Genomic DNA, 23001 nt, shown 5'->3' with positions numbered 1-23001 from the left:
TTTTGTCTAACAACGGTTCACTATTCAGATAAAATGCTTAAAATTTAAATAAAAAACAATGTAATTGAATAACAATGGGACACTATGACGTGCATAATACCTTTCATAAAGTGCTTTTTTTCTCAAAAAGAGAAAAAAGATCATTTTATTAATACGGATTTTCCTCTTCGTGCAATTTATAAGGTACAGGAAGATCTTTATAACTTAGGGCATGATATAGCTTCTGGTAAAGAAATTTTACTCCCTGAATATGAAGGAGTAGGAGATTTTCGCAAGAGATTGAATGAAAATGCTAAACTTATTCTTCATGCCTTTCATACCAGTGATTTTGCTGCTCGAAATGATGAAACCATCGCACCATCTGCTCAATGGCTCATTGATAATCATTACACCATTGATAAAACCATACAAAAGCTACGTCGTAATCTACCCAAGTCCTTCATAAAGCAACTTCCTCTTTCTACACACAAAGCCGGAATACCACGAATTTTTGCTTTAACTTGGCTTTATATTGCGCATACCGATAGCAGCTTTTCACAAGAAACACTCACTGCTATGACCAACGGATTTCAAGAAGTTTGTGCGCTCACAATTGGTGAATTGTGGGCTCTTCCTTCAGTTATGCAAATGCTGCTCATTGAAAATGTCCGTCGTCTTTCAGTACGTATCGAAAAAGCGCGACATATGCGCCATCTTGCTAGTCAAGTAGCTGATAAAATTTCTCTTGTAGAAAATAAAACAAATCTACACTCTCTTTTTACGCAGTATAAACCATTTACTGTTGATCCAACTTTTTCAGCACATTTATTCTATCGCCTGCGCAGTGCATCTGTCGATTCAACCGTAGCATTAACTTGGCTTGAAAAGCAATTGAAAAGCCAAGGCAGTAGCTTAGAGATTGCAACAGCTGATGAACATACCCGACAAGCAGCAGATGGTGTGACCATGGGAAATATTATCCGTTCTCTTAAAGCTATAGATGATGTTGATTGGACAGCATGGTTTGAAACAGTGAGTTGTGTCGATTCTATTTTGCGTAAAAATAGTGATTTTTCTGAAATTGATGCTCACTCACGCAATATTTATCGACAAGTCATTGAAAAAGTTTCTCGCTTTTCGCCTCTTAGTGAACTGGAAGTTGCACATAAAGTTGTAGAAATGGCAAATTCCACTTCTAAAGATATGCCTCATCATTCTTGTGTGGGGTGGTACCTTGTTGATGATGGTCGTGGCATATTTGAAAAGGCTTGTGGGTATATTCCGCCCTTTCTCATAAAATGGACACGCGCTTCCTGTTGCTCAAAATTGAGAGTCATCGCCGTTCCTGTCTCTTTTCTGACGCTTGCTCTTTTGCTGGTAATTTACGCCCTTTTACAGCTATCTGGCATGACACAATGGATGTCTTTTTGCTTTACTGGATTGGCGCTTTTTCCTGCTATCGATGCTGCTTTTGCTTTATTTAACACTGTTGTTTCGTGGTTTGTCCCATCAAAACAACTCATTGGTTATGAATATAAAGAAGGTATTCCAAAACATGCAAGGACAATGGTTGTTGTACCTACTTTGATGACATCACGCGCTGACATTGATGAACAAGTGCGCAATCTTGAAGTGCACTATCTTTCCAATCCTAAAGGTGCCATTCATTTTGCACTCATTACAGATTGGGTGGATGCTCCATTGAGAGAAACGCAAGATGATCTTGATTTATTGCACTATGCGCAAAAGAGTATTGATAAACTCAATAGTCGTTATCATCGTGATAAACTTCCGCTTTTTTTCCTTTTACATCGCCGACGCCTTTATAATACAAGCGAAAAATGTTGGATGGGATGGGAACGAAAGCGAGGAAAACTTCATGAACTTAATCGGCTCTTAAGAGGCGATAAAAATACAAGCTTTTATCCTCCCAATCCACATCTTCCTATGGATTGCCGTTTTGTTATGACGCTGGATTGTGATACACGTCTTACTCCAGAGAGCGTCGCGAAACTTGTTGGAAAGCTTAACCATCCACTCAATTATCCCGTTTTTGATCCACAAAGTGGAAAGGTTGTAAAGGGCTATAGCATTTTACAACCACGCATTATTCCTTCTCTTACAACAGGAAAAAAAACATCAATTCTCCAACGGGTTTTTTCTATAAACCGTGGCATTGATCCTTATGTTTTTGCTGTTTCTGATACTTATCAAGATCTTTTAGGAGAAGGCACCTTTATCGGTAAAGGTCTTTATAATATTGATGCATTTGAACAAGCGCTTGATGGCAAAATTAAAGAAAATACTATTCTTAGCCATGATCTCTTAGAGGGAGGTTATGCTCGTACTGCTCTGGTAAGTAGCATAGAAGTCATTGAAGACTATCCAACTGCTTATAATATTGATGTTATGCGTTATCATCGTTGGGTCCGCGGTGATTGGCAGCTTTTGCCTTATCTTTTTCCCCACCGTCAAATAAGTTCCGTGACGCGTTGGAAAATGCAGGATAATTTACGTCGTTCTCTCACTCCACTTATGTGGTTAATCGCAGCATTTGCAGGATGGGCTTTTTTGTCTTTAAAGAGTGCAATCGTCTGGCAACTATTCTTGTTGTTTAGCTCCTTCATTTCACCCATTCTATGTGTATTAAAAACGCTTGTCTCATCCAATATAGATCATTCTTTGCGTGGACATTTTCAATTAATTTGGAACAAAATTGCTCTTACAAGCGCTGATATATTTCTTAAAACGACGTTTCTTGCTTATTCGGCGTATTTTATGACCGATGCGATTATTCGTACACTCTATCGTATGACGATTTCAAAACAGCATCTTCTTGAATGGAAAACTTCTGCCGCAACAAAATCAATACCCAATAGTTTGCGTTTCTATGTTTTTACAATGGCACCAGCATCGCTTATTGGTATTCTTACTATAGCACTCCCTCTTTTTTCTGATAGTTTTGCAAGCTTGGTTGCTTTGCCTTTTGGGATAGCATGGTTTTTTTCACCCTTCATTGCTTGGATTGTGAGTCAACCTTCAACCTTTCAAGATAGCCTTTATCTTTCTTCAAAAGATGAAAAAAAACTCCGTTCTATTGCACGGCGGACATGGCTTTATTATGCAACCTTTGTCAATGCACAAAACAACCATTTGCCTCCCGATAATTTTCAAGAAGATCCTGAACCTCTTGTTGCTCAACGTACATCGCCTACGAATATTGGGGTTTATCTCCTTTCTATTATTGCTGCACGTGATTTTGGTTGGATTGGTTTTGAAGAGACCATTACCCGTATTGAATGTACATTACGCTCTCTTGCAAAAATGGAAAAGTTCCGCGGTCATCTCTATAATTGGTATGAAACGGATACACTCAGGCCTCTTTTGCCTACTTATGTATCAACCGTTGATTCAGGAAATCTTGCCGGTCATTTGGTAACACTCTCTTCTGCCTTAAGTGAATGGGCTGAAAAACCTCATGTTTTTTTTCAAAGTGATCGAGAAGGCTTATCGGATGTTCTTGCTATTCTTGAAGAAACTGTCAGAGAAATTCCAGATCATCAACCCAGTTTACGCTCTTTACGCCAAAAAATCGAAGAAAACATCACTCGTTTTCATGATTCTATCTTCACTTTTATAGAACAAGAAAATACGATTCCTTCTCACATCATAGATCTTTCACTTGCAGCCCATGATATTGTGCACTTAGTCGGTGAACTTGACCACAAAATTCAAACGATAGAATCTGCTCGTGCGCTTTCTTGGGCTAAATGCCTTATCGACACCTGTAACGCTCATCATAATGATGCGACTGCTCATTGTGATACTGAAAAATTACGTAAAAAACTAAACAGGCTGGCTATAATGGCAAGGCAAATAGCCTTTGATATGAAATTTGACTTTTTAGAACAGCCTAAACGGCATCTCTTATCCATAGGATATCGTGTTCAAGAAAACAAACTCGATGAAAATTGTTATGACCTACTTGCTTCAGAAGCACGTCTTGCAAGCTTTTTTGCCATCGCAAAAGGAGATATAAAACTTAAACATTGGTTTCGTCTTGGTCGACTTCTCGTACCCATAGGTGGGAAAGGTGCACTCCTATCATGGTCTGGATCAATGTTCGAATATCTTATGCCATCTCTCGTAATGCATGAACCTTTAGGATCTCTCCTAGATCAAACAAATCGATTGATTATTCGTTGTCAAATACAATATGCCCATAAACGGGAATTGCCATGGGGTATTTCAGAAGCCGCATTTAATGCTCGCGATCATTTAATGAATTACCAATACGCTCATTTTGGTGTTCCAAACCTCGGACTCCAACGTGGTCTTTCACGCAATGCTGTCATTGCTCCCTATGCCAGCCTTCTAGCGGCACAATATGCTCCTGCTTGCGCTGTCGCTAATTTAAAACGACTCCGTGATCTTGGAGCTTTAGGAACATATGGTTATTATGACTCTGTTGATTTTACTCCAACACGCGTGAAAACAGGGGAAAAATACGCCATTATACGCAATTATTATGCGCACCATCATGGCATGTCTATCCTTGCTCTTAACAATGTTATTTTTCAAGGGCGAATGCGTGATCGTTTTCACCGTGATCCCGTTATTGAAGCAACACAATTGCTCTTACAGGAAAGAGCGCCTCATCTCATTCCTATTATTCATACCAAAGCTGTTAATCGTATGCGCAATAAGTCTCAAGCATTTGACGCAGCCCCTTTGCGCATTATTACAAACCCGTTACTCAAACCACGAGCAACTTTACTTTTGTCTAATGGCTTTTATTCTACCATGTTAACAGCGAACGGTTCTGGTTACAGCCGTTGGCACGATTATGCGATTACGCGCTTTATTCCTGATGCAACAGAAGATCAACAAGGTACTTTATTCTTCTTACGTGATACGCATAGTGGACGGTGGTGGTCTGTTACTGGTGAGCCAACACGTGTTATTGAAGAAGAAGCTGTCAGCATTTTTACAGATGAAAAGGCTGAATATACAAAAATGGTTGATGGTATTAAATCAACACTTGAATGTCTTATTACATCTGAAGGATGTGGCGAAGGGAGACGTATTCAACTGATGAATACGACAAATAAAGACCGACTCATTGAAGTGACTTCTTATGGTGAATTAGCGCTTGCCACGATGGATACAGACCAAGTTCATCCTGTTTTTTCCCGTATGTTTATAGAGACAGAAATTACTGAAGAAGGTAAAACAATTTTTGCCAAAAGGCGCAAACGCTCGCCTAGTGATCCTGAAATCTATGTTACCCATTTTGTTTCTAGTACAACAGATATTCTCCAAGAGACAGAAGCTGAAACAGATCGCTCTCTGTTTATTGGTCGGGGGCGATCCATTCATCGACCCGCTGCATTTGACCAAAATGCTCGTTTCAGTAACAGTCAAGGTTGTGTTCTTGACCCTGTTATGTCATTGCGATGCCGTATAAAAATTTCAGCCCATGAAAAAGCAGAACTTATTTTTTGGACTTTTGCTGCTCATACAAAAGAAGCGCTAAATAATCATATTAAACATTATCGACAACCTGATATGTTTCAAAAAGAACTTTCAATGGCATGGACGCGCTCACAAGTCGCACTGTATCAGAGCGGAACCCAGCTTAAAGAAGCTATTGTCTATCAAAAATATGCAACACCGCTTATTTATCCAGAAAGAACGTGGCGTCTTCCTTCTGAAATATTAGCAAAAACGCTAGGAAAACAGTCTAATCTTTGGCCCATGTCTATCTCAGGAGACAATCCACTCTGTCTTCTTAGATTAAATAACGAGGGAAATATAACTGTACTGCGCGAGCTCCTTAAAGCACATGAATATTGGCGTATGCGTGGACTCATTGTTGATTTGGTCATTCTTAATGAACAAACATTTTCTTATATACAAAGTACACAACGCGCTCTTGAGTGGGTCTGTGAATCTTATTATCACCACACGCAAAAAGCAGATGAACGCCAACATATTTTCATGCTTCGACGCGATCAAATGAGTGAACAGAGTTTTAAAACGCTTCTTGCATCAGCGCGTATCGTTCTTGATGCCCAAAATGGCTCTTTATCTGAACAACTTAAACGACTTGATGAGAATGATTTTAATCTCACAGTTCGTAAAAATTATCAAGAACCTTATGATCAATTAGACTTGCCAAGATATAACGAAGGACAGCAATTTACAACACAAACTGAACAAAATCTTTTTTCTTCCATTGGTCTTATTAGCCAACAAAAACCATCCTCTTTTCTCCCAAATGGAGAAGATCTAAGGTATTGGAATGGTTACGGTGGTTTTAATCAGCACAATCATTATGTAATACGTCTTCATGGACGTACCACTACACCGCATCCGTGGATTAATGTCATTGCTAATCACAGATTTGGTTTTCATGTCTCTGCTGAAGGTGCAATTTTTACTTGGGCTAACAATAGCCGCGATTATCAACTAACTCCTTGGGCGAATGATCCAACGTCTAACCGACCAGGAGAAGCTCTTTATCTGGTTGATCGCCAGTCTTTAAAACGTTTCTCACCCGTTTCTACTGTTGAATGTGACGAAAATATTGTCTATGAGGCGTGTCATGGGTTTGGATTCTCAACTTTTAAATCAACACATTCAGAAATCGCATTAGAACTGACTCATACACTTGATCCCGAAAAACCTATTCGCTTTTCACGTCTTATCCTTACGAATGAAGGGAAAAAACCACGCAGTTTACGCCTTTATAATTATGTTGAATGGGTTTTGGGAAATGTCCGTACAAAATATGCCCCCTTTATTGTTTCCTCTTATGAGACCAGATGGGGTGCACATTTTATTCAAAATCCCTATCACATCGAGAAATCTCAACAAGTTACATTTTTATCAGCATCCGAAATGCCAACCAGCACGACGACCAATCGCGCTGAATTTATTGGTGCAACGGGAACCGTAACACGTCCAAATGCGATCCGTAAAGCCGCTGCTCTTTCAAATACCATTGAAGCAGGATGTGATCCTTGTTCAGCATTCGCCTATGATATTGATCTTCAACCAGGGCAAACAAAAGAAATCATCTTCTATCTTGGCAGTGCTGAAAATAGGCAAGAAGCTGAAAAATTACTCAATCAAGTACGTGCAAGTGATTTTGAAATTCAGCTCACAAAACAAAAACAGCAATGGAGTGATTTTGTTTCTCCTTTCCAAGTCAAAACACCTGATGCTTCTTTTAATCTTATGGTCAACCATTGGCTTCCTTATCAAATCTACGCATGCCGCATCATGGCACGCGCAGGCTTTTACCAAGCGAGTGGTGCATTTGGTTTTCGTGACCAGTTACAAGATAGCTTGTCTTTGTTATTGCTGGAACCACAATTAGCACGTGAACAATTGTTAAATGCAGCAGCGCACCAATTTCTTGAAGGTGATGTGCAACATTGGTGGTTGCCTGACACAAATGCTGGTGTTCGTACATACATTTCTGATGATATCGTTTGGCTTGCATATGCAACAGCTCTTTATGTCACTACCACTGGTGATGACGCTTTTCTTGATACGCTCATTCCTTTTATTGAAGGTGATGTTCTCAAAAGTGGGCAACAGGATGCTTATTTTCAACCCACCCAATCCCCAAAGGTTGCAACAGTTTATGAACATTGTGTTTTAGCTTTAGACCTTGCCATTAAACGCTGCGGACCACATGGTCTCCCTCTTATTTTAGGTGGGGATTGGAATGATGGCATGAATTTGGTCGGTGTGGAAGGAAAAGGCGAAAGCATTTGGTTAGGATGGTTTCTTGGGTACACATTACAAGCATTTATCTCTTTAGCCAAAAAACGTGGTGACAATAGCCATATGCAAATATGGAGTACGTACCTTGAACATTTAACAAAATGCCTAGAGAAAAATGGTTGGGATGGTGCTTGGTATCGACGTGGTTATTTTGATGATGGAACACCTCTTGGCTCTAAAATCAATGATGAATGTCAAATTGATACCATTGCTCAATCTTGGGCTATCATTTCTCAAATGGCATCGCCTGAACGTCAAAAACAAGCAATGACATCAATGTTGGAACATCTCTATGATAAAAAAGGCGGACTCATTCGCCTTTTTTGGCCGCCTTTTGATAAAAGTACGCTCGAGCCTGGTTATATAAAAGGTTATCCTCCAGGAATTCGAGAAAATGGTGGTCAATATACGCATGGTGCCATTTGGAGTATTTTTGCGTTGGCTGAAATGGAACAAAACGATAAAGCTTATGCTTTATTTTCTATGATAAACCCAATTACCCATGGACAAGATCCTGAAATTTATCGTGTTGAACCTTATGTAATGGTCGCAGATATTTATGCTGTTGAACCACGATGTGGTCAAGGCGGTTGGACTTGGTATACAGGTTCAGCCGGTTGGTTTTATCGCGCCGCAACACAAGCTATTCTTGGAATACAGCGTCAGGGAGACCTATTGTTTTTGCAGCCACATTTACCCTCTATTTGGCCAAAATATGAAGCAACAATGAAGTTTTATGATGCCGTTTATTGCATTAAAGTAAAATGGGGACCTAAAAATATGCTCTATATTAATAGCAAAGAATATACCGAAGTTCATATAGGGATAAAGTTACAAAAAACAGGTCAGCATGAAATTATACGTATTGTCAAATCTTAAAGATTAAAGATGAAAAAAGAGAGCAGACTTTTTATTCTTGTCCAAAACTGTAGAGTTGTTATATTGCACCGCCTATATTAGCCGTGTTGGTGCATAATATTTTAGATTTTATGAAAATGAAAGAAAAAGGTTATGAATCATCCGGATATTGCTAGACGTGTTTACAATCACACTTGGAAACTTGATCCCATTATTCGGTCACTTCTTGATACGGATTTTTATAAGCTTCTAATGGTGCAGATGATTTGGGGGTTATATCCTAATGTTAATGTTACTTTTTCCCTCATAAATCGCTCTAAAACAATACGTCTTGCCGACGATATTGATGAGAGTGAATTGCGTGCCCAACTTGATCATGCTCTTAGTTTGCGCTTTACAAAAAAAGAAATGATTTGGCTTGCTGGTAATACATTTTATGGACGCAAACAAATTTTTGAACCGGATTTTCTTCAGTGGCTTGAGAATTTTCAACTTCCAGAATATGAACTCACCCGCAAAGATGGCCAATATATCCTTCATTTTCATGGACCCTGGGCCCATAGTTCCATGTGGGAAATTCCTGCTCTTGCTATTATTAGTGAATTACGTTCACGTGCTGCTCTCAAAAAACTAGATCGTTTTGCTCTTGATGTACTTTATGCGCGTGCTAAAGCAAAAATGTGGAGTAAAGTTGAACGTCTCAAAAAATTGCCTGATATTAAAATATCTGACTTTGGGACAAGGCGTCGCCATTCTTTTTTATGGCAGCGCTGGTGTGTGGAAGCATTAAAAGAAGGCATTGGTCATTCTTTTACTGGAACTTCTAATGTTCTTCTTGCCATGGATACGGATTTAGAAGCTCTTGGAACCAATGCACACGAATTGCCTATGGTTATTGCGGCTCTCAGCAACAATGATGATGAATTACGCAGAGCTCCGTATCAAGTCTTGCAAGATTGGAATCGTTATTATGGTGGAAATCTTCTCATTGTATTACCTGATACCTTTGGTACAGAAGAATTTTTACGCAATGCACCAGATTGGGTCGCTGATTGGACGGGTTTCAGACCCGATAGTGCGCCTCCTATTGAAGGTGGTGAACGTATTATTCAATGGTGGAAAGAAAAAGGAAAAGATCCACGCAAAAAACTTTTAATTTTTTCTGATGCTCTTGATGTCAATACAATTGAAAAAACCTATCATCATTTCCATGGTAAAGTGCGCATGAGTTTTGGATGGGGCACGGATCTTACCAATGATTTTACAGGCTGTGCACCTCAGGAAATCGAAACTCTTGATGCTCTTTCCCTTGTTTGTAAGGTGACCTATGCCAATGGTCGACCAGCCGTAAAACTTTCAGATAATCCTGAAAAAACGATCGGTGATTCAAAAGAAGTACAACGTTATCTCAATTTTTTTGGTAATAAAAAACGAATTGCTAGACCTATAAAGACATAGTTTCCGGTTCTTTAAAACAAGTATATTGATCCATCATATTGTTTATAAGATTGATTTTTGTCCTACCCTAAGGACGAGGATTCTTAACCTTTGCTGGTCTGTAAACAGTTCGGCTGTTTTTGAGCAGATTCTACTTGGCCTACCACGCATACGCTTCACTTACATAAGGCGCGATAGATAAGACTTAAAAATATTTACGACGCATTAAAAAAATACTTAACGGGCCAAGGAAGTTTAGCCAAGGAGATTTTCTCATTTTAACCCTGTTAAATCAAGCACACTCATCTCCTTGCATGTATGAAGGTTTTCAAGTTCTAAGGGTTATTGTTGTAGTTTGACAGTAGGTTTTATACTAAGTGGGAAGAGGTTGGATTAAGTAGGAATACGTGGTAATTTGTTGTTTTTATGTACAATTTTGACCATTCAATGCGCGTTTTATCAAAATAGATTTTGACACCTAAAATTGCAAAAATTACCGAAAATCAGAAAAAAGTGCGTTTCCATAAGTAAAAATGAGAAAAGGCTTTCAAAACCCTTTGAGAACATCTTTAAACTCTTTGAAAAAATAAATTGGTACAAAATCTAGTGTCAAAATATACAAAACCAGATGACAAGCTATAATTGTAGCATTAGGAATTACTAAGGCAACATTGGAGGATGACAAATAGCATGGTGACTATTGGTGTGCATTTTGAAAGGCAAGGATGATGGTGCTCAAATAGATTTTATACACGTTACAATGAGATTTTACTTTATCCATGTATGGTCTGCTATTATGAAATGAGTAAAGTGTTGGGAGATGTTTCATTAAAATAAATGTGTAAATAACATGATTTGGGAGACCTTTTGTTTTACGTGAGGGGCATGACTTTATTAAAAACAGAGAATGCAATAATATTTTTATTTCGAATAAGCTTTATACAAAGACAGAGAAATTATTTATTCGCATATTATAATAAGAATGCGTGTATATATAAAACCATTTGAAAAACTCTGTTGTTTCTTATGAATTATTCTTAAGTTAATAACAGATGTAACATTAAAGATTGATATAATAGACCGGCTTCTTAACTGTATAAGTATAAAAATGATGGTGTTTAGTAAGCTTTGTATTATATCCTCATTAAGAGATATGAAAACAAACGAAATGTCTTTTAGAAAGAAATGACTATCATATCAATGACTTTTTAATGATGTATATGTAGAGATTCATACAAACATGCTTTACAAAAATAATGACTCTCTTCCATGAATGTGATTTATCATTGTTTACCAAGTGAGAACATTTTGAGTGTTCATAAAAATTATTTCACAAACATATTATTAATTAATTGCGTTCAAAAAGCTTGCTATTTCATATGCATTTTGGAAATGGAGAGCTTATATTCAAAACTTAAAAGTTCTCATAGTTTTTACAAATAAGTTGAAGCTAAAAAGAGTATCCCATAAAGCCTTTTTTATCATTAGGAAGATGGACGTGTTACAATATAAATGGCAATCAGCAATAATATAACCGCAACAAGTAAAGAAATCCACAAAGGAGGGTGTAGCATTACAAAAAAGGATAAAAATCCTCCTGTCATACTCATCATTGCAAAAACTTTAACGAATGGAGAGATTGCTTTTTTTTCTTCCCATCGCTTAATAGGGGGACCAAAAATACGATGATTATTCAACCATTGATGAAAACGTGGAGAAGAACGCGTAAAACACCATGAGGCAACCAATAAAAAAGGCACAGTTGGCATAATAGGTAATACGACACCGATAATACCTAATATAACCATCGCCCACCCTGCTATATAATAGCAGATACGTAAAGGGTGCGATATCTTCAAATCTTTTTTCATTTTCTCGTACTATTTTCCTCTACGCAAAACCCTATACAAAAACATTGTATCTGTTTTTTTCTGTTTACATGTCTGAGTGCACAATTACGCTCTACCCCTTCATGCGTAAGTGTCTTTGCTGTTATAAGTTCCTTGAAAATACCGAATAGCTTACACAATATTATAATCATTTTAAATGATTTCAAGAAAAGAGGAGAGATTTTAGAAAAACAAAAAAATAAAAAGGCTGCAGAAGAAATCAATGCAGCCTCTTAATTAAGAATGCAGTGTTGGGGGGGAGAAAATTTACTGCATTCACCTGCTAGATATTAGGAGGAAAAATAACCTAGCACCCCAAACTCTAATTAAAATAAAAATGAGAAACAATATATAAAAATGCATGGCTGATATGCATGAATTTTAACACTTTCAAGTCTCTTGAACTGTGTTTCGACGAAAGAAAATCATCATGAAAATAGCCATAAAAATCAACGTCAAGATCAACACAATTGTGGAAGCAGAATCAGAGCCGATAAATAAGCTGAGATAAATCCCTAAAAAACCAGAAAAAGCTGCAACAAGTATCGCGATCATTAACATAAAAGAAAACCGCTTTGTGACAAGATAGGCAATTGCTCCTGGTGCTATCAGTAAAGAAATAACGAGTACGATACCTACAGCTTTCAAAGCCGCAACAATTGTAAGAGAAATCATCGTTAGCAGGGTATAGTGGAGTAGAGATATTGGTAACCCCATTGCACGTCCTTGAACTGTGTCAAAAATATACAGCATAAAGTCGCGCCATTTTGCTGCTAAAATAAAAGTGACAACAGCAGAAATGATTGCCGTCTGCGTTATATCAAGCCAGTTAACACCCAAGAGATTACCAAATAGAATATGATTCAAATCTAAGCTACTATAAATAGACGTGGCTAAAACAAGCCCCAAACCAAACATTGAAGAAAAGACCACACCCATCACCGTGTCCTGTTTGATACGGCTATTGCTCCCTAAAAAACCCGTTAATAGTGCACACACCATTCCTGCAACAAAAGCACCGCAAGTAATCAAAGTCATTGTAATATTCTCTGGACGCATATGCTGAAACCAAGCAAATGGCAAAGAAGTTAAAAATGCGATTACCCATGGTGTTGTCATATAACCAACAACAACACCTGGAAAAACTGCATGAGAAATGGCATCGCCTAACAGCGCCCATCCTTTCAAAATAAGAAAACAGGAAAGCATCGCCATGGGAATAGAAAGAATCATGACAATAAGCATACCCTTAAGCATAAAAGAAAACTGAAACGGAAGCAGTAATTGATCAATCATGATAATATTACACCCTTTTTTGCCGCATTTATGCGTAAGCGCGCAGCAATAAACCCATGTTTAGGAGCAAAAATAAAAGCCAAAACAAATAAAGATGCTTGAAAAAGCACTACAACCCCCCCCGTTTGTGCATTCAAAAAATAACTCACATAAACACCCAAGACACTTGTGAAGGTTCCAATTACAACTGCAATAACCAAGATGTTTACGAAACGATCACTTAAAAGATAGGCCGTTGCCCCAGGTGTCACAACAAGACAAATGACTAAGAACGCTCCAACGGTTTGCATCGCAGCAACGGTACAAGCGGCAAGCAATGTGAAAAAGAGAATCTTTAAAAATTTTACGTTTAATCCAATGGCATGCGCATGCGTTTCATCAAATAACGAAACAAGAAGATCTTTCCATTTCAAAAGCAATATAAGCAACGAAACAAAGCCGATAAAAGCCAATTGTAGAATATCTGTTGAACTCACTGCTAAAATATTTCCCAAAACAATCGTATCAATATTAACAGCCATTGGTTTTAATGATTTGAGAAACAACCCAAAGGCAAAAAAGGAAGAAAAAATGAGCCCAATAATGGTATCTTCTTTAAGCTTTGTCCGGTGGTTAAAAAAGAGCATTGCTGCTGCTGCAAGACCACCAGAAAAAAAAGCGCCGAGTGAAAAAGGTAACCCTAAAAGGTAAGCTCCTGCTACACCAGGAACAATCGAATGGGAAAGTGCATCACCAATCAATGACCAACCTTTTAACATCAAAAAAGCTGAAAGAAAGGCACAAACACACCCAACTAACCCAGAAACCCACATTGCATTCACCATATATTGATAGCTCAGTGGCTCAAGCAACCAAGAAATCATGCAACGTGCTCCACTCTTTCAATATCTTCACAAACTGCAGACTGCTTTCTTCCCATGAAAACATCATTTTTTTTTGTGGTTTGAAGATCAAAAATATGGTGATGCAAAGACCCTCCAAAAGTTTTCTCCAGATTTTCCTTTGTAAAGATTTTTTCTGTTAACCCAGAAGCTAAAACAGTACCTTTTATTAAAACTGTATGATCACAAAATTCGCGAACAGAACCCAAATTGTGAGTTGAAACCAAGATCACTGCTCCTTCTTTACGAAGATCTTGTAGCAAAGCAATGATTTTATCTTCTGTTGTAACGTCAACCCCTGTAAACGGCTCATCTAATAAAATAGCTTTTGCTTTCTGTGCAAGAGCGCGCGCTAGAAAAACACGCTTTTTCTGTCCACCAGAAAGTTCTCCAATTTGGCGCTTGGCAAAAGCCAGCATATCAACACGTTCTAAGGCAATACGAACGGCTTCATAATCTTGTGTACGGGCATAGCGAAAGAAATTCATATGACCGTACCGCCCCATCAATACAACATCTTCAACCAAGACAGGAAAATTCCAATCAACATCTTCACTTTGAGGAACATAAGCAATAAGATTTTTTTTCAAAGCTACATCAACGGGCAAATCAAACATGCGAATTTTTCCCTTTGAGGGGCGTACAAACCCCATAATCGCTTTAAATAACGTTGACTTACCGGATCCATTAACACCAACCAATGCCGTAATAGAACCCTTTGGACTTTCAAAATTCACTTCGCGTAAAGCTGTATGTCCATTACGATATGTTACCGTTACTCCTTGGGCAAAAATTCCACATTCCGTCATTGGTTTTTTACTCCCTCTACTAAAGCATTGCTAATACGCCCACTCGTGACACGTAATAAATCAATATAAGTGGGTACCTCACCATTTTTTTCACTTAAAGAATCAACATAAAGAACACCACCGTATTTAGCTCCTGTTTCTCTGGCAACCTGCTTAGCAGGCGCAGGGGAAATAGTGCTTTCAGAAAAAACTGCATGAATATTGTATTTGCGAACCATATCAATAACATGCTTGACCTGCTGTGGTGTTCCTTGTTGGTCAGCATTGATGGGCCATAAATAAAGTTCTTTTAGATCAAAATCACGCGCCAAATAGCTAAAAGCCCCCTCACTGGTCACAAGCCAACGTTTATCTTGCGGTACAGCTTCTAATTCAGCCCTAATTGGATCAATCGTTGCACGAATTTTCTGTTTATAAATTTCAGCATTCTGTTTATAAATTTCAGCATGTTCAGGATCATATTTTACAAAAGCATCGCGAATATTATCAACGTAAATCAAAGCAGAGGTCGGTGACATCCACGCATGAGGATTGGGTTTACCGCTAAAGGGGCCCTCACCAATTTTAATGGGTACAATACCTTTTGAAACAACAACACTTGGAACATCCTTGATATTTTGAAAAAACTTTTCAAACCAAAGCTCTAACTCTAAACCATTCCACAATACAAGGTTAGCTCCCTGAGCACGCATAAGATCGCGTGGGGTGGGTTGGTATTCATGAATTTCCGCACCTGGTTTTGTAATGGATTCAACATCAGCGGCATCACCTGCTACATTGCGTGCCATATCAGCAATGATAGTGAATGTCGTAACAGCTTTAAATTTACCAGCACACAAAGCAAAATTGGGTGTAAAAAAAATAACACTTCCAAAAACTATGGTGAAAAACGTTCTTACGTTCATTGATTCTCTCTTTCCTTTATATGCCTTCTTTTTATTGCAAATAATTTGCATTATCATTTAGCAATAGCAGTTATCTTTTACATTTGCAATGAAGGATTAAGAGAAAAAATAACTTTTCAAGATGTTTAAAAACAGTTTTTTCATATTGAAAAAATTGATGATTTAAGCAGCTTGTTTTGGTAAGGAGGTCCCCTTTCAAGAAGTTCTATAGCTCTTGAGTGCTAAACAAAAAGGGAGTACTCAAACAAGCTCCCACTTCATGTAAAATATCTCATAAAAAATGAGAATACTCAGTAGCGTAAATATGCACCTGTCATTTTGGTAACATTATCCACGATCTTTGAGGCAAGCTTTTCTAAATCTTCATCTGTTAAAGTCCGTTCTATGGGCTGAATAGTTACTTCAATTGCAACAGATTTTTTATCTTCACCAAAGCTTAAATCTTCAAAAATATCAAAAACCTGCACTGAATGAATAAGTTTTTTATCGGCTCCACTTGCCGCCCGAATAATAAGAGAAGAGGCAACAGTTTTATCCGCTATAAAGGCAAAATCACGCCGCACCATTTGAAAAGGTGAGAGTTTCAAAGGAGGACGGCTTTTGGTCGTTTTTTTCTTTGATTCTGGAATTCGATCTAGAAAAATTTCAAAGCCGCATAAAGGGCCACTGACATCTAACTTTTCTAATGTAGCAGGATGAAAAACACCAAAAAAACCAAGAATAATCTTTGATCCAAGTTTTATGACACCTGAACGACCAGGATGATACCAATCCGGTGCTCCAACTTCAATCTGCACTTTCCCAACATCCATATCGCATGCTTCTAAAATAGCTAAAGCATCTGCTTTGGCATCAAAAACATCAACGACGGTTGCATTTCCATTCCAAAAACGCCCAGCCCCTTTAAATTGCTCTGTTCCGCGACGAATTCCACTAACAACACGGTGTTGTTTATCAGGGGTGTCGCCCTCATAAATACTTGAAACTTCAAACAAAGCAAGATCGGAAAAACCACGATCAGCATTTCTTTGTGCCGCCATAATCAAGCCAGGTAAAAGGGAAGGACGCATCATTGACATATCAGCAGCAATAGGATTAACTAATTTAAGCTCTTCTTGACCTCCTCCAAAAGCAAGAGCTTGATTTTCAGAAATAAAAGACCATGTCACCGCTTCTTTCATACCACGTTGCACTAGAGCCAAACGTGTAGCACGTGAACGAATTTGTGCGCATGTTAAAATTTGATCTTTTCCTTCTGCAAAGTTTTCCAAAGGAATAGGTTTAATTTCATCTAACCCATAAATTCTCATAACCTCTTCCACCAAATCGGCTTTACCCATAATATCAGGGCGCCATGATGGTACTTTTACCGTAACGACTTCTCCTTTTCCTTCAACAAAAAATCCAAGTTTTGTTAAAATAGAGATGACTTTTTCAGGTTCTATTTGCAAATTTGTTAAACGTTTAATTTCAGAAAAAGGAAAAGCGATCTGTTTGATTTCTTGTTGCTGATAGCCAACGATCTTCTTTTTAGATACTTCACCACCACAAAGACGTAAGACCAATTCTGTTGCAATCTCAAGTCCTGTTTCTATAAAAGCCGGGTCAACACCTCGTTCAAATCGATAACGTGCATCACTAATAAGACCTAATGCTCTTCCTGTTTGTGCAATGCTTCGCGCATCCCAAAGCGCCGATTCAATAATAATGCGATGTGTTGTTTCATCACAACTCGTTCTTTCACCGCCCATGATACCGGCAATCGAAACAACCCCCTCGTCATCTGCAATGACACAATTCTTAGGGCCCAGATGATAGATTTTTCCGTTCAGTGCTTGAAGCTGCTCTCCTTCACGCGCGCAACGTACACACAAATTACCTTTAATTTTATCTGCATCAAAAACATGGAGCGGACGACCAAGGTCAAAACTGATGTAATTGGTCATATCAACAAGCGCATTAATCGGTCTCAGACCAATTGCATTCAAACGCTGTTGCATCCACTGTGGTGATGCACCATTTTGAACATTGCGCACTTCACGCCAAGCAAAACCTAAACATAATGATGAATCTTGCGAAAAATCTAATGAAACATCGAGAGGTGTTTCAAAGGAAGGATCAAATTTTGACAAGGATAATTCTTTTAATTTTCCCATTCCAGCGGCAGCAAGATCACGTGCAATACCACGAACACCTGTGCAATCGGAACGATTAGGGGTCAAACCAATATCAATAACCGGATCATCTAAACCAGCATAAGCTGCAAATGAACCTCCAATAGGTGCATCTTCTGGAAGTTCAATAATCCCATCATGCTCATTTGATAATTCAAGCTCCGCTTGTGAACACATCATCCCAAAACTTTCAACACCTCGGATTTTTCCTACAGATAATGTTACATCAAGTCCTGGAATATAAGTGCCTGGTAGTGCCAGAACACCAACAAGACCTGCGCGTGCATTTGGTGCTCCACAGACAACTTGAACAGGTGTGGAAGTCCCTGTATCGACTGATAAAATTTGAAGTTTATCTGCATCAGGATGCTTTATTGCTGTTAAAACTTTTGCAATCACAAAACCTTTTAAAGAAGACCGATCATCAACGTAATCAACCTCAAGACCTATAGCGGTTAATTTTTCACAAATTTCATTCAAAGATGCATTTGTTTCTAAGTGATCTTTTAACCAGGACAATGTAAACTTCATTTTAAAACCTCACATGAAAGCGATGACTAAGATCACACATTTCTATTAGGAAAAAAAGCAGGCATATCAAAGCAACGAAAGCCATAATGGTCTAACCAACGCAGGTCAGCATCAAAAAAAGCCCGCAAATCAGGCATACCGTATTTCAACATGGCAATACGATCAATGCCCATGCCCCATGCAAAACCTTGATATTCATCTGGATCTAAACCAACATTTTTCAACACCTGGGGATGCACCATTCCGCATCCTAAAATTTCCAACCAATCCTGTCCTTCTCCGAACTTTACTTCTGAACCAGAACGATCACATTGAATATCTACCTCCATAGATGGTTCGGTAAAAGGGAAAAAAGAGGGACGAAAACGCATTTTTACAGAGGGAACTTCAAAAAATGCTTTACAAAAGGTTTCATGTAGCCACATCATATGGGCTATGGTGGAGGTTTTATCAATGACAAGACCCTCGACCTGATGGAACATGGGAGAATGTGTTGCATCCGAATCCATGCGGTAAGTTTTTCCAGGAATAATGATTCGTATCGGTGCTTTTTGTTTTTCTAGTGTGCGAATTTGTACGGGTGATGTATGGGTTCGCAATAATTTTCGTTCTCCCATTTTATCAACATCAAAAAAGAAGGTATCATGCATTTCACGCGCTGGATGCCCTTCAGGAAAATTCAATGCTGTAAAATTATAATAATCTGTTTCAATATCAGGTCCCTCTGCAAGAGAAAAACCCAACTTTGTATAAATGGCAATAATTTCCTCAATCACTTGTGAAATAGGATGAATGCGTCCCCGTTCTATAGGTGAAGAGCGAACAGGCAAGGTAACATCAACTGTTTCACGAGAAAGACGGGCATCCATTGCCTGTCTTTTCAGAAGATCACGCTTTTGTGCCCATAATTCTAAAATGCGATTTTTTAATCCATTAAGAACTGGTCCAACTTTATGGCGCTCGCCAGCATCCATTTTTCCTAATTCTTTTAATTTTTCAGAGATACTACCTTTTTTACCCAATGCTGCAATACGCACTTCTTCAAGTGCTTGTTCATCACCTGCTGCCTCTAAGGCTAAACAAATTTCTTGTTCCAGACGCTCAATATCATTCATATTTTTGCCTATTTTTTAATAAAGAAAAACCCGCACTCGCAATAGCCAGCACGGGACCTCGAATAAATGAATGCTTTAAGAGAACACGACTGGCTTATTTGACAGCGCCTTCGAAAGCATTAGGTGTCGTATCTTTTAAATATTCTAAAGCTTTTTTTGCCGAAGCAACTAAAGCAGAAAATGCTTCTGCCTCATGGATTGCTATATCTGAAAGAACCTTACGATCAACCTCAATACCGGCTTTTGATAAGCCATCAATAAAACGTCCATAAGTTAAACCTTCTGCGCGAACAGCCGCATTAATTCTCTGAATCCACAAAGCACGGAAAGTACGTTTCCTATTTTTGCGGTCACGATAAGCGTATTGCTTTGAACGATCAACCGCTGCTTTAGCTGCACGAATGGTATTTTTACGACGACCGTAAAAACCTTCAGCCTGTTTAAGAACTTTTTTGTGCTTAGCGTGTGCTGTCACACCTCTTTTCACACGAGCCATATTATAATCTCCTCAAAATCAAAAGCGTAAGGTTTAAATACCATTCGGCAAATAATGCTGAATGACTTTTTTAGCATCTTGTTCACACAAAACCATTGTTCCACGTGCATCGCGAATAAATTTATTCGAACGCTTAATCATGCCGTGGCGCTTACCGGCAGCTGCTACTTTAATTTTGCCTGACGCAGTGATTTTAAACCGCTTTTTAGCGGATGATTTGGTCTTCATCTTGGGCATTTTGCTACTCCGTACATTAATTTATTCAATCAAACATTTTATTCACTCAAGCGGACCAACGCTTGAACAAGCATTTAAACAGCCACGGCATGCCCTGCCGGGCGGCTCTTAAAGACGTTTTCATAAGCTAGTATACACAAAATAGCAAGACCGTATTACAAAAAAATCGGCGCTCCATTGCCTTGAAGCTCAACCAAAGGTGCTGGAATTGCATTTGTTTTGATGGCTGCTTTACATAAATCGGCAATAATGCATTGCGTACATTGTGGTTTACGGGCTTGACAAATATAGCGACCATGTAAAATCAGCCAATGATGCGCATGGCGAATATAATGAACCGGTATAATCTTTAATAATTTTTTCTCAACAATTTCTGGTGTTTTTCCAGGCGCCAAACCAAGACGATTGCTTAAGCGAAAAATATGTGTATCTACTGCCAATGTAGGCTGACCAAAAGCAACATTCAAGACCACATTAGCCGTTTTGCGCCCCACTCCAGGAAGGGCCATGAGTGCTTCACGCGTATCGGGTACTTGACCGCCATAATAATCAATTAAACAGTTGCAAAGCGCATAAACATTACGTGCTTTTGCACGCCAAAGGCCAATTGAACGGATATGATTTGCTATTTCTTCTTCCCCTAATGCAACCATTTTTTCCGGTTGATCAGCAAGGCAAAATAATTCTTTTGTCGCTTTATTAACGCTTACATCTGTCGCTTGAGCCGAAAGCACAACGGCAACTAAAAGTGTAAAAGTATTTATGTAGTTAAGATCACTCTTAGGTGTTGGGCGTTGCACAGAAAAACGGCGAAATATTTCCGCAATTTCATCTTTATTATACAATATACTAGATAAATTTCGCACCTTTGATAATTTTATGTTACTTTGAGGCATTGAACTCTCTTAAATCTTCTCTCTTGAAGTTATCATTCACGCTCGCCATATGAGAGGAGTGCAGCGAACACTTTTATAGAGTTTGGTCAAGTAAAGCCGTTTTAAAGAGGATACTCATGAATGACACATGTGACGCCTTTCTCCAATCCTTTTCTTTTAGGGTTTGAAACCGTAGAAAAAATATTGCAACGTATCGGTAAAGCTGATGAGGCTTACCCAGCCTATAATATTGAACGTTTGCATAAAAGTGATGATGCAAATCATATCCGGATAACTTTGGCTGTTGCTGGATTTAAGATTAACCATCTTAATATTTTACTCGATGATAATCAATTGGTTATTCATGGTAAACAAACAGACAACCAAAATCATCAATATTTATATCGCGGTATAGCTGCGCGACAATTCCAGCGAACCTTTGTTCTCGCGGAAGGGATGCATGTTACAAATGCAGAGTTGAAAAATGGTCTTTTATCAATTAATCTGTATCAACCAAAATTAAAAAAAGAAATAAAACAGATTCCAATTAAAGTCAGTAGTGGTGAGTCATAAAAGTTAAGGCGTAAAGGAACAGTGAAATGGGAGAACACAAACAAAACTTGTCGTTTCAGAACACATCCTACTCTGATGCGGGACAGATTGCCTATTTAAAAAAAGTTTGTACAGATGATCTGGCTAAAAACTTTCCAGATCTTCCACCAATGACCCCAGGCATTACGATATGGGCTCTCTTTGGTGAAACAGGTTATCCTATCATTTTATCCGATGAGCGTTCTATCGCCCTTGCTGGAGCCAATGAGCATGAACTACAAATTGTAACTCTGCACTAGATTACCTTACGAGAAAAAGCTGTACTCTTTATAAATTCTATCTGTTTTTTCGTAAAGGGTGTAATGTGAGTTATAATTAGATTAAGTATTGATTTATATTCATAATTAATTTTTTACAACTGGAATGAGAGTCCCGAATATCATAAGGTTCTCTCATTTGAGATCTTCTTATATTGAAACAATTAAAGTCACTTGCTTGATGTCATAAGCAGGGAGAGCCATGTGGATAAAAACACTTGAAGAAAGGAATAAAAATATCTCTTTTTAATTGTCTCAATTACCAAGGACGTTCACGATATGGGGATAAAAAAATGTATGATGGTGTCCGTTTTCTTCTTCATAAGTGTGAAGATGTCCCTTATAGATTTATATTATTCACGGGGGCTGTTATACCATTCATAGGCGCTATCGTGAAATGGGCTCGAGTGCATTGAAAGATGTCTCTTTAAAATGAGTATAAAGGCTATACAAGTGTATTTTGTTTGGTGTGTTTTGTTCTTCCTTAGGGGAGTAGCTCTATTGAAGAGTGTAAAAACAAAAGCATGAGATAATGCGTCATCATTATTTAAAAGATATTTTTATGAATGCGTTTGAAAGGTGTAAAGCTGAATTATAAGGAGATGATAGATTTTTATCACGATTTCTTTATATTCTTTCCAATTCCAGAAGTTACGCAAACAGATAGATGCAATATGCTAACCAAATCTGGCATACAAAAATCTGGAACAGTTCGTGTCATACTGAAGCGTTTTGATATTTGTCTCAAACGTGGACTTGCACAGGGATTAGATGTTGATTAACAGGTAATAAAAAACAAAGGCTTTATGAAAAAGTTTATGCAGAGCTTTTAATTTTGTGCTTCAAATGCCGC

At 38.3% G+C, this 23001-nt stretch carries 15 protein-coding genes; 5 read left to right on the top strand and 10 right to left on the bottom strand.

The window, feature by feature from the left end; translation table 11 throughout:
* The first annotated feature begins 84 nt into the window (after nt 1–84).
* Both ACFILO_RS00390 and pncB read left to right on the top strand, forming a co-directional pair.
* Nucleotides 85–8655 (top strand): GH36-type glycosyl hydrolase domain-containing protein, encoded by an 8571-nt coding sequence (locus ACFILO_RS00390; protein ID WP_375677685.1) that lies wholly within the window; start codon nt 85–87, stop codon nt 8653–8655.
* A 132-nt stretch (nt 8656–8787) separates the two neighbouring features.
* Nucleotides 8788–10092, top strand: a complete 1305-nt coding sequence (gene pncB, locus ACFILO_RS00385; protein WP_375611404.1) for a nicotinate phosphoribosyltransferase — start codon at nt 8788–8790, stop codon at nt 10090–10092.
* Nucleotides 10093–11555: 1463 nt separating this feature from the next.
* Here pncB and ACFILO_RS00380 read toward each other — a convergent pair.
* The 10 genes from ACFILO_RS00380 to nth all read right to left on the bottom strand — a co-directional run bounded on the left by ACFILO_RS00380 (nt 11556) and on the right by nth (nt 21300).
* On the bottom strand, nt 11556–11942 hold the full coding sequence (locus tag ACFILO_RS00380) for a YbaN family protein (RefSeq protein ID WP_375611405.1): 387 nt from the start codon (nt 11940–11942) through the stop codon (nt 11556–11558).
* 408 nt (nt 11943–12350) lie between these two features.
* Nucleotides 12351–13256: a metal ABC transporter permease gene (locus tag ACFILO_RS00375; RefSeq protein ID WP_273790250.1), complete on the bottom strand. Its 906-nt coding sequence runs from the start codon at nt 13254–13256 to the stop codon at nt 12351–12353.
* Nucleotides 13253–14119, bottom strand: a complete 867-nt coding sequence (locus ACFILO_RS00370) for a metal ABC transporter permease (protein ID WP_375611406.1) — start codon at nt 14117–14119, stop codon at nt 13253–13255. The genes ACFILO_RS00375 and ACFILO_RS00370 overlap by 4 nt, the downstream gene beginning before the upstream one ends.
* Complete coding sequence (locus ACFILO_RS00365; protein WP_375639725.1) at nt 14116–14946, bottom strand: manganese/iron ABC transporter ATP-binding protein; 831 nt, start codon at nt 14944–14946, stop codon at nt 14116–14118. The genes ACFILO_RS00370 and ACFILO_RS00365 overlap by 4 nt, the downstream gene beginning before the upstream one ends.
* Entirely contained in the window at nt 14943–15851 is a 909-nt protein-coding gene (locus ACFILO_RS00360) for a metal ABC transporter substrate-binding protein (RefSeq protein ID WP_375611408.1), read from the bottom strand. The genes ACFILO_RS00365 and ACFILO_RS00360 overlap by 4 nt, the downstream gene beginning before the upstream one ends.
* 290 nt (nt 15852–16141) lie before the next feature.
* Nucleotides 16142–18556, bottom strand: a complete 2415-nt coding sequence (gene pheT / locus ACFILO_RS00355; RefSeq protein WP_375677684.1) for a phenylalanine--tRNA ligase subunit beta — start codon at nt 18554–18556, stop codon at nt 16142–16144.
* A 32-nt stretch (nt 18557–18588) separates the two neighbouring features.
* A complete protein-coding gene (gene pheS / locus ACFILO_RS00350) occupies nt 18589–19671 on the bottom strand; it encodes a phenylalanine--tRNA ligase subunit alpha (RefSeq protein ID WP_375612817.1) in 1083 nt (360 codons plus the stop codon).
* A 94-nt stretch (nt 19672–19765) separates the two neighbouring features.
* On the bottom strand, nt 19766–20167 hold the full coding sequence (rplT, locus tag ACFILO_RS00345; protein ID WP_012754515.1) for a 50S ribosomal protein L20: 402 nt from the start codon (nt 20165–20167) through the stop codon (nt 19766–19768).
* 33 nt (nt 20168–20200) lie between these two features.
* Nucleotides 20201–20404, bottom strand: a complete 204-nt coding sequence (gene rpmI, locus ACFILO_RS00340) for a 50S ribosomal protein L35 (RefSeq protein ID WP_183193590.1) — start codon at nt 20402–20404, stop codon at nt 20201–20203.
* A 155-nt stretch (nt 20405–20559) separates the two neighbouring features.
* Nucleotides 20560–21300 carry an endonuclease III gene (gene nth, locus ACFILO_RS00335; RefSeq protein ID WP_375612818.1) on the bottom strand — a complete coding sequence of 247 codons (741 nt, stop codon included), beginning with the start codon at nt 21298–21300 and terminating at the stop codon, nt 20560–20562.
* Nucleotides 21301–21420: 120 nt separating this feature from the next.
* On the opposite strand from nth, the gene ACFILO_RS00330 reads away from it, so the two are divergent.
* From ACFILO_RS00330 to ACFILO_RS00320, 3 genes are all read left to right on the top strand, one after another.
* Nucleotides 21421–21852, top strand: a complete 432-nt coding sequence (locus ACFILO_RS00330) for an Hsp20 family protein (protein WP_375612819.1) — start codon at nt 21421–21423, stop codon at nt 21850–21852.
* 26 nt (nt 21853–21878) lie between these two features.
* Entirely contained in the window at nt 21879–22130 is a 252-nt protein-coding gene (locus tag ACFILO_RS00325; protein WP_012754519.1) for a DUF1150 domain-containing protein, read from the top strand.
* 620 nt (nt 22131–22750) lie between these two features.
* Complete coding sequence (locus tag ACFILO_RS00320; RefSeq protein ID WP_375677683.1) at nt 22751–22930, top strand: hypothetical protein; 180 nt, start codon at nt 22751–22753, stop codon at nt 22928–22930.
* The last annotated feature ends 71 nt before the right edge of the window (nt 22931–23001 follow it).

The sequence above is a fragment of the Bartonella sp. AP72JLCBS genome, from assembly GCF_042195705.1.
Classification (GTDB): domain Bacteria; phylum Pseudomonadota; class Alphaproteobacteria; order Rhizobiales; family Rhizobiaceae; genus Bartonella.
This window is presented reverse-complemented; position numbering and strand designations above follow the sequence as displayed.

Bases quoted from the DNA above. Each gene is read 5' to 3' on its own strand.
- ACFILO_RS00375 (WP_273790250.1), bottom strand. From the start codon at position 13,256: ATGATTGATCAATTACTGCTTCCGTTTCAGTTTTCTTTTATGCTTAAG.
- pheT (WP_375677684.1), bottom strand. From the start codon at position 18,556: ATGAAGTTTACATTGTCCTGGTTAAAAGATCACTTAGAAACAAATGCA.
- ACFILO_RS00370 (WP_375611406.1), bottom strand. From the start codon at position 14,119: ATGATTTCTTGGTTGCTTGAGCCACTGAGCTATCAATATATGGTGAAT.
- pncB (WP_375611404.1), top strand. From the start codon at position 8,788: ATGAATCATCCGGATATTGCTAGACGTGTTTACAATCACACTTGGAAA.
- rplT (WP_012754515.1), bottom strand. From the start codon at position 20,167: ATGGCTCGTGTGAAAAGAGGTGTGACAGCACACGCTAAGCACAAAAAA.
- rpmI (WP_183193590.1), bottom strand. From the start codon at position 20,404: ATGCCCAAGATGAAGACCAAATCATCCGCTAAAAAGCGGTTTAAAATC.
- nth (WP_375612818.1), bottom strand. From the start codon at position 21,300: ATGCCTCAAAGTAACATAAAATTATCAAAGGTGCGAAATTTATCTAGT.
- ACFILO_RS00365 (WP_375639725.1), bottom strand. From the start codon at position 14,946: ATGACGGAATGTGGAATTTTTGCCCAAGGAGTAACGGTAACATATCGT.
- ACFILO_RS00390 (WP_375677685.1), top strand. From the start codon at position 85: ATGACGTGCATAATACCTTTCATAAAGTGCTTTTTTTCTCAAAAAGAG.
- ACFILO_RS00360 (WP_375611408.1), bottom strand. From the start codon at position 15,851: ATGAACGTAAGAACGTTTTTCACCATAGTTTTTGGAAGTGTTATTTTT.
- ACFILO_RS00380 (WP_375611405.1), bottom strand. From the start codon at position 11,942: ATGAAAAAAGATTTGAAGATATCGCACCCTTTACGTATCTGCTATTAT.
- ACFILO_RS00320 (WP_375677683.1), top strand. From the start codon at position 22,751: ATGATAGATTTTTATCACGATTTCTTTATATTCTTTCCAATTCCAGAA.
- ACFILO_RS00325 (WP_012754519.1), top strand. From the start codon at position 21,879: ATGGGAGAACACAAACAAAACTTGTCGTTTCAGAACACATCCTACTCT.
- ACFILO_RS00330 (WP_375612819.1), top strand. From the start codon at position 21,421: ATGACACATGTGACGCCTTTCTCCAATCCTTTTCTTTTAGGGTTTGAA.
- pheS (WP_375612817.1), bottom strand. From the start codon at position 19,671: ATGAATGATATTGAGCGTCTGGAACAAGAAATTTGTTTAGCCTTAGAG.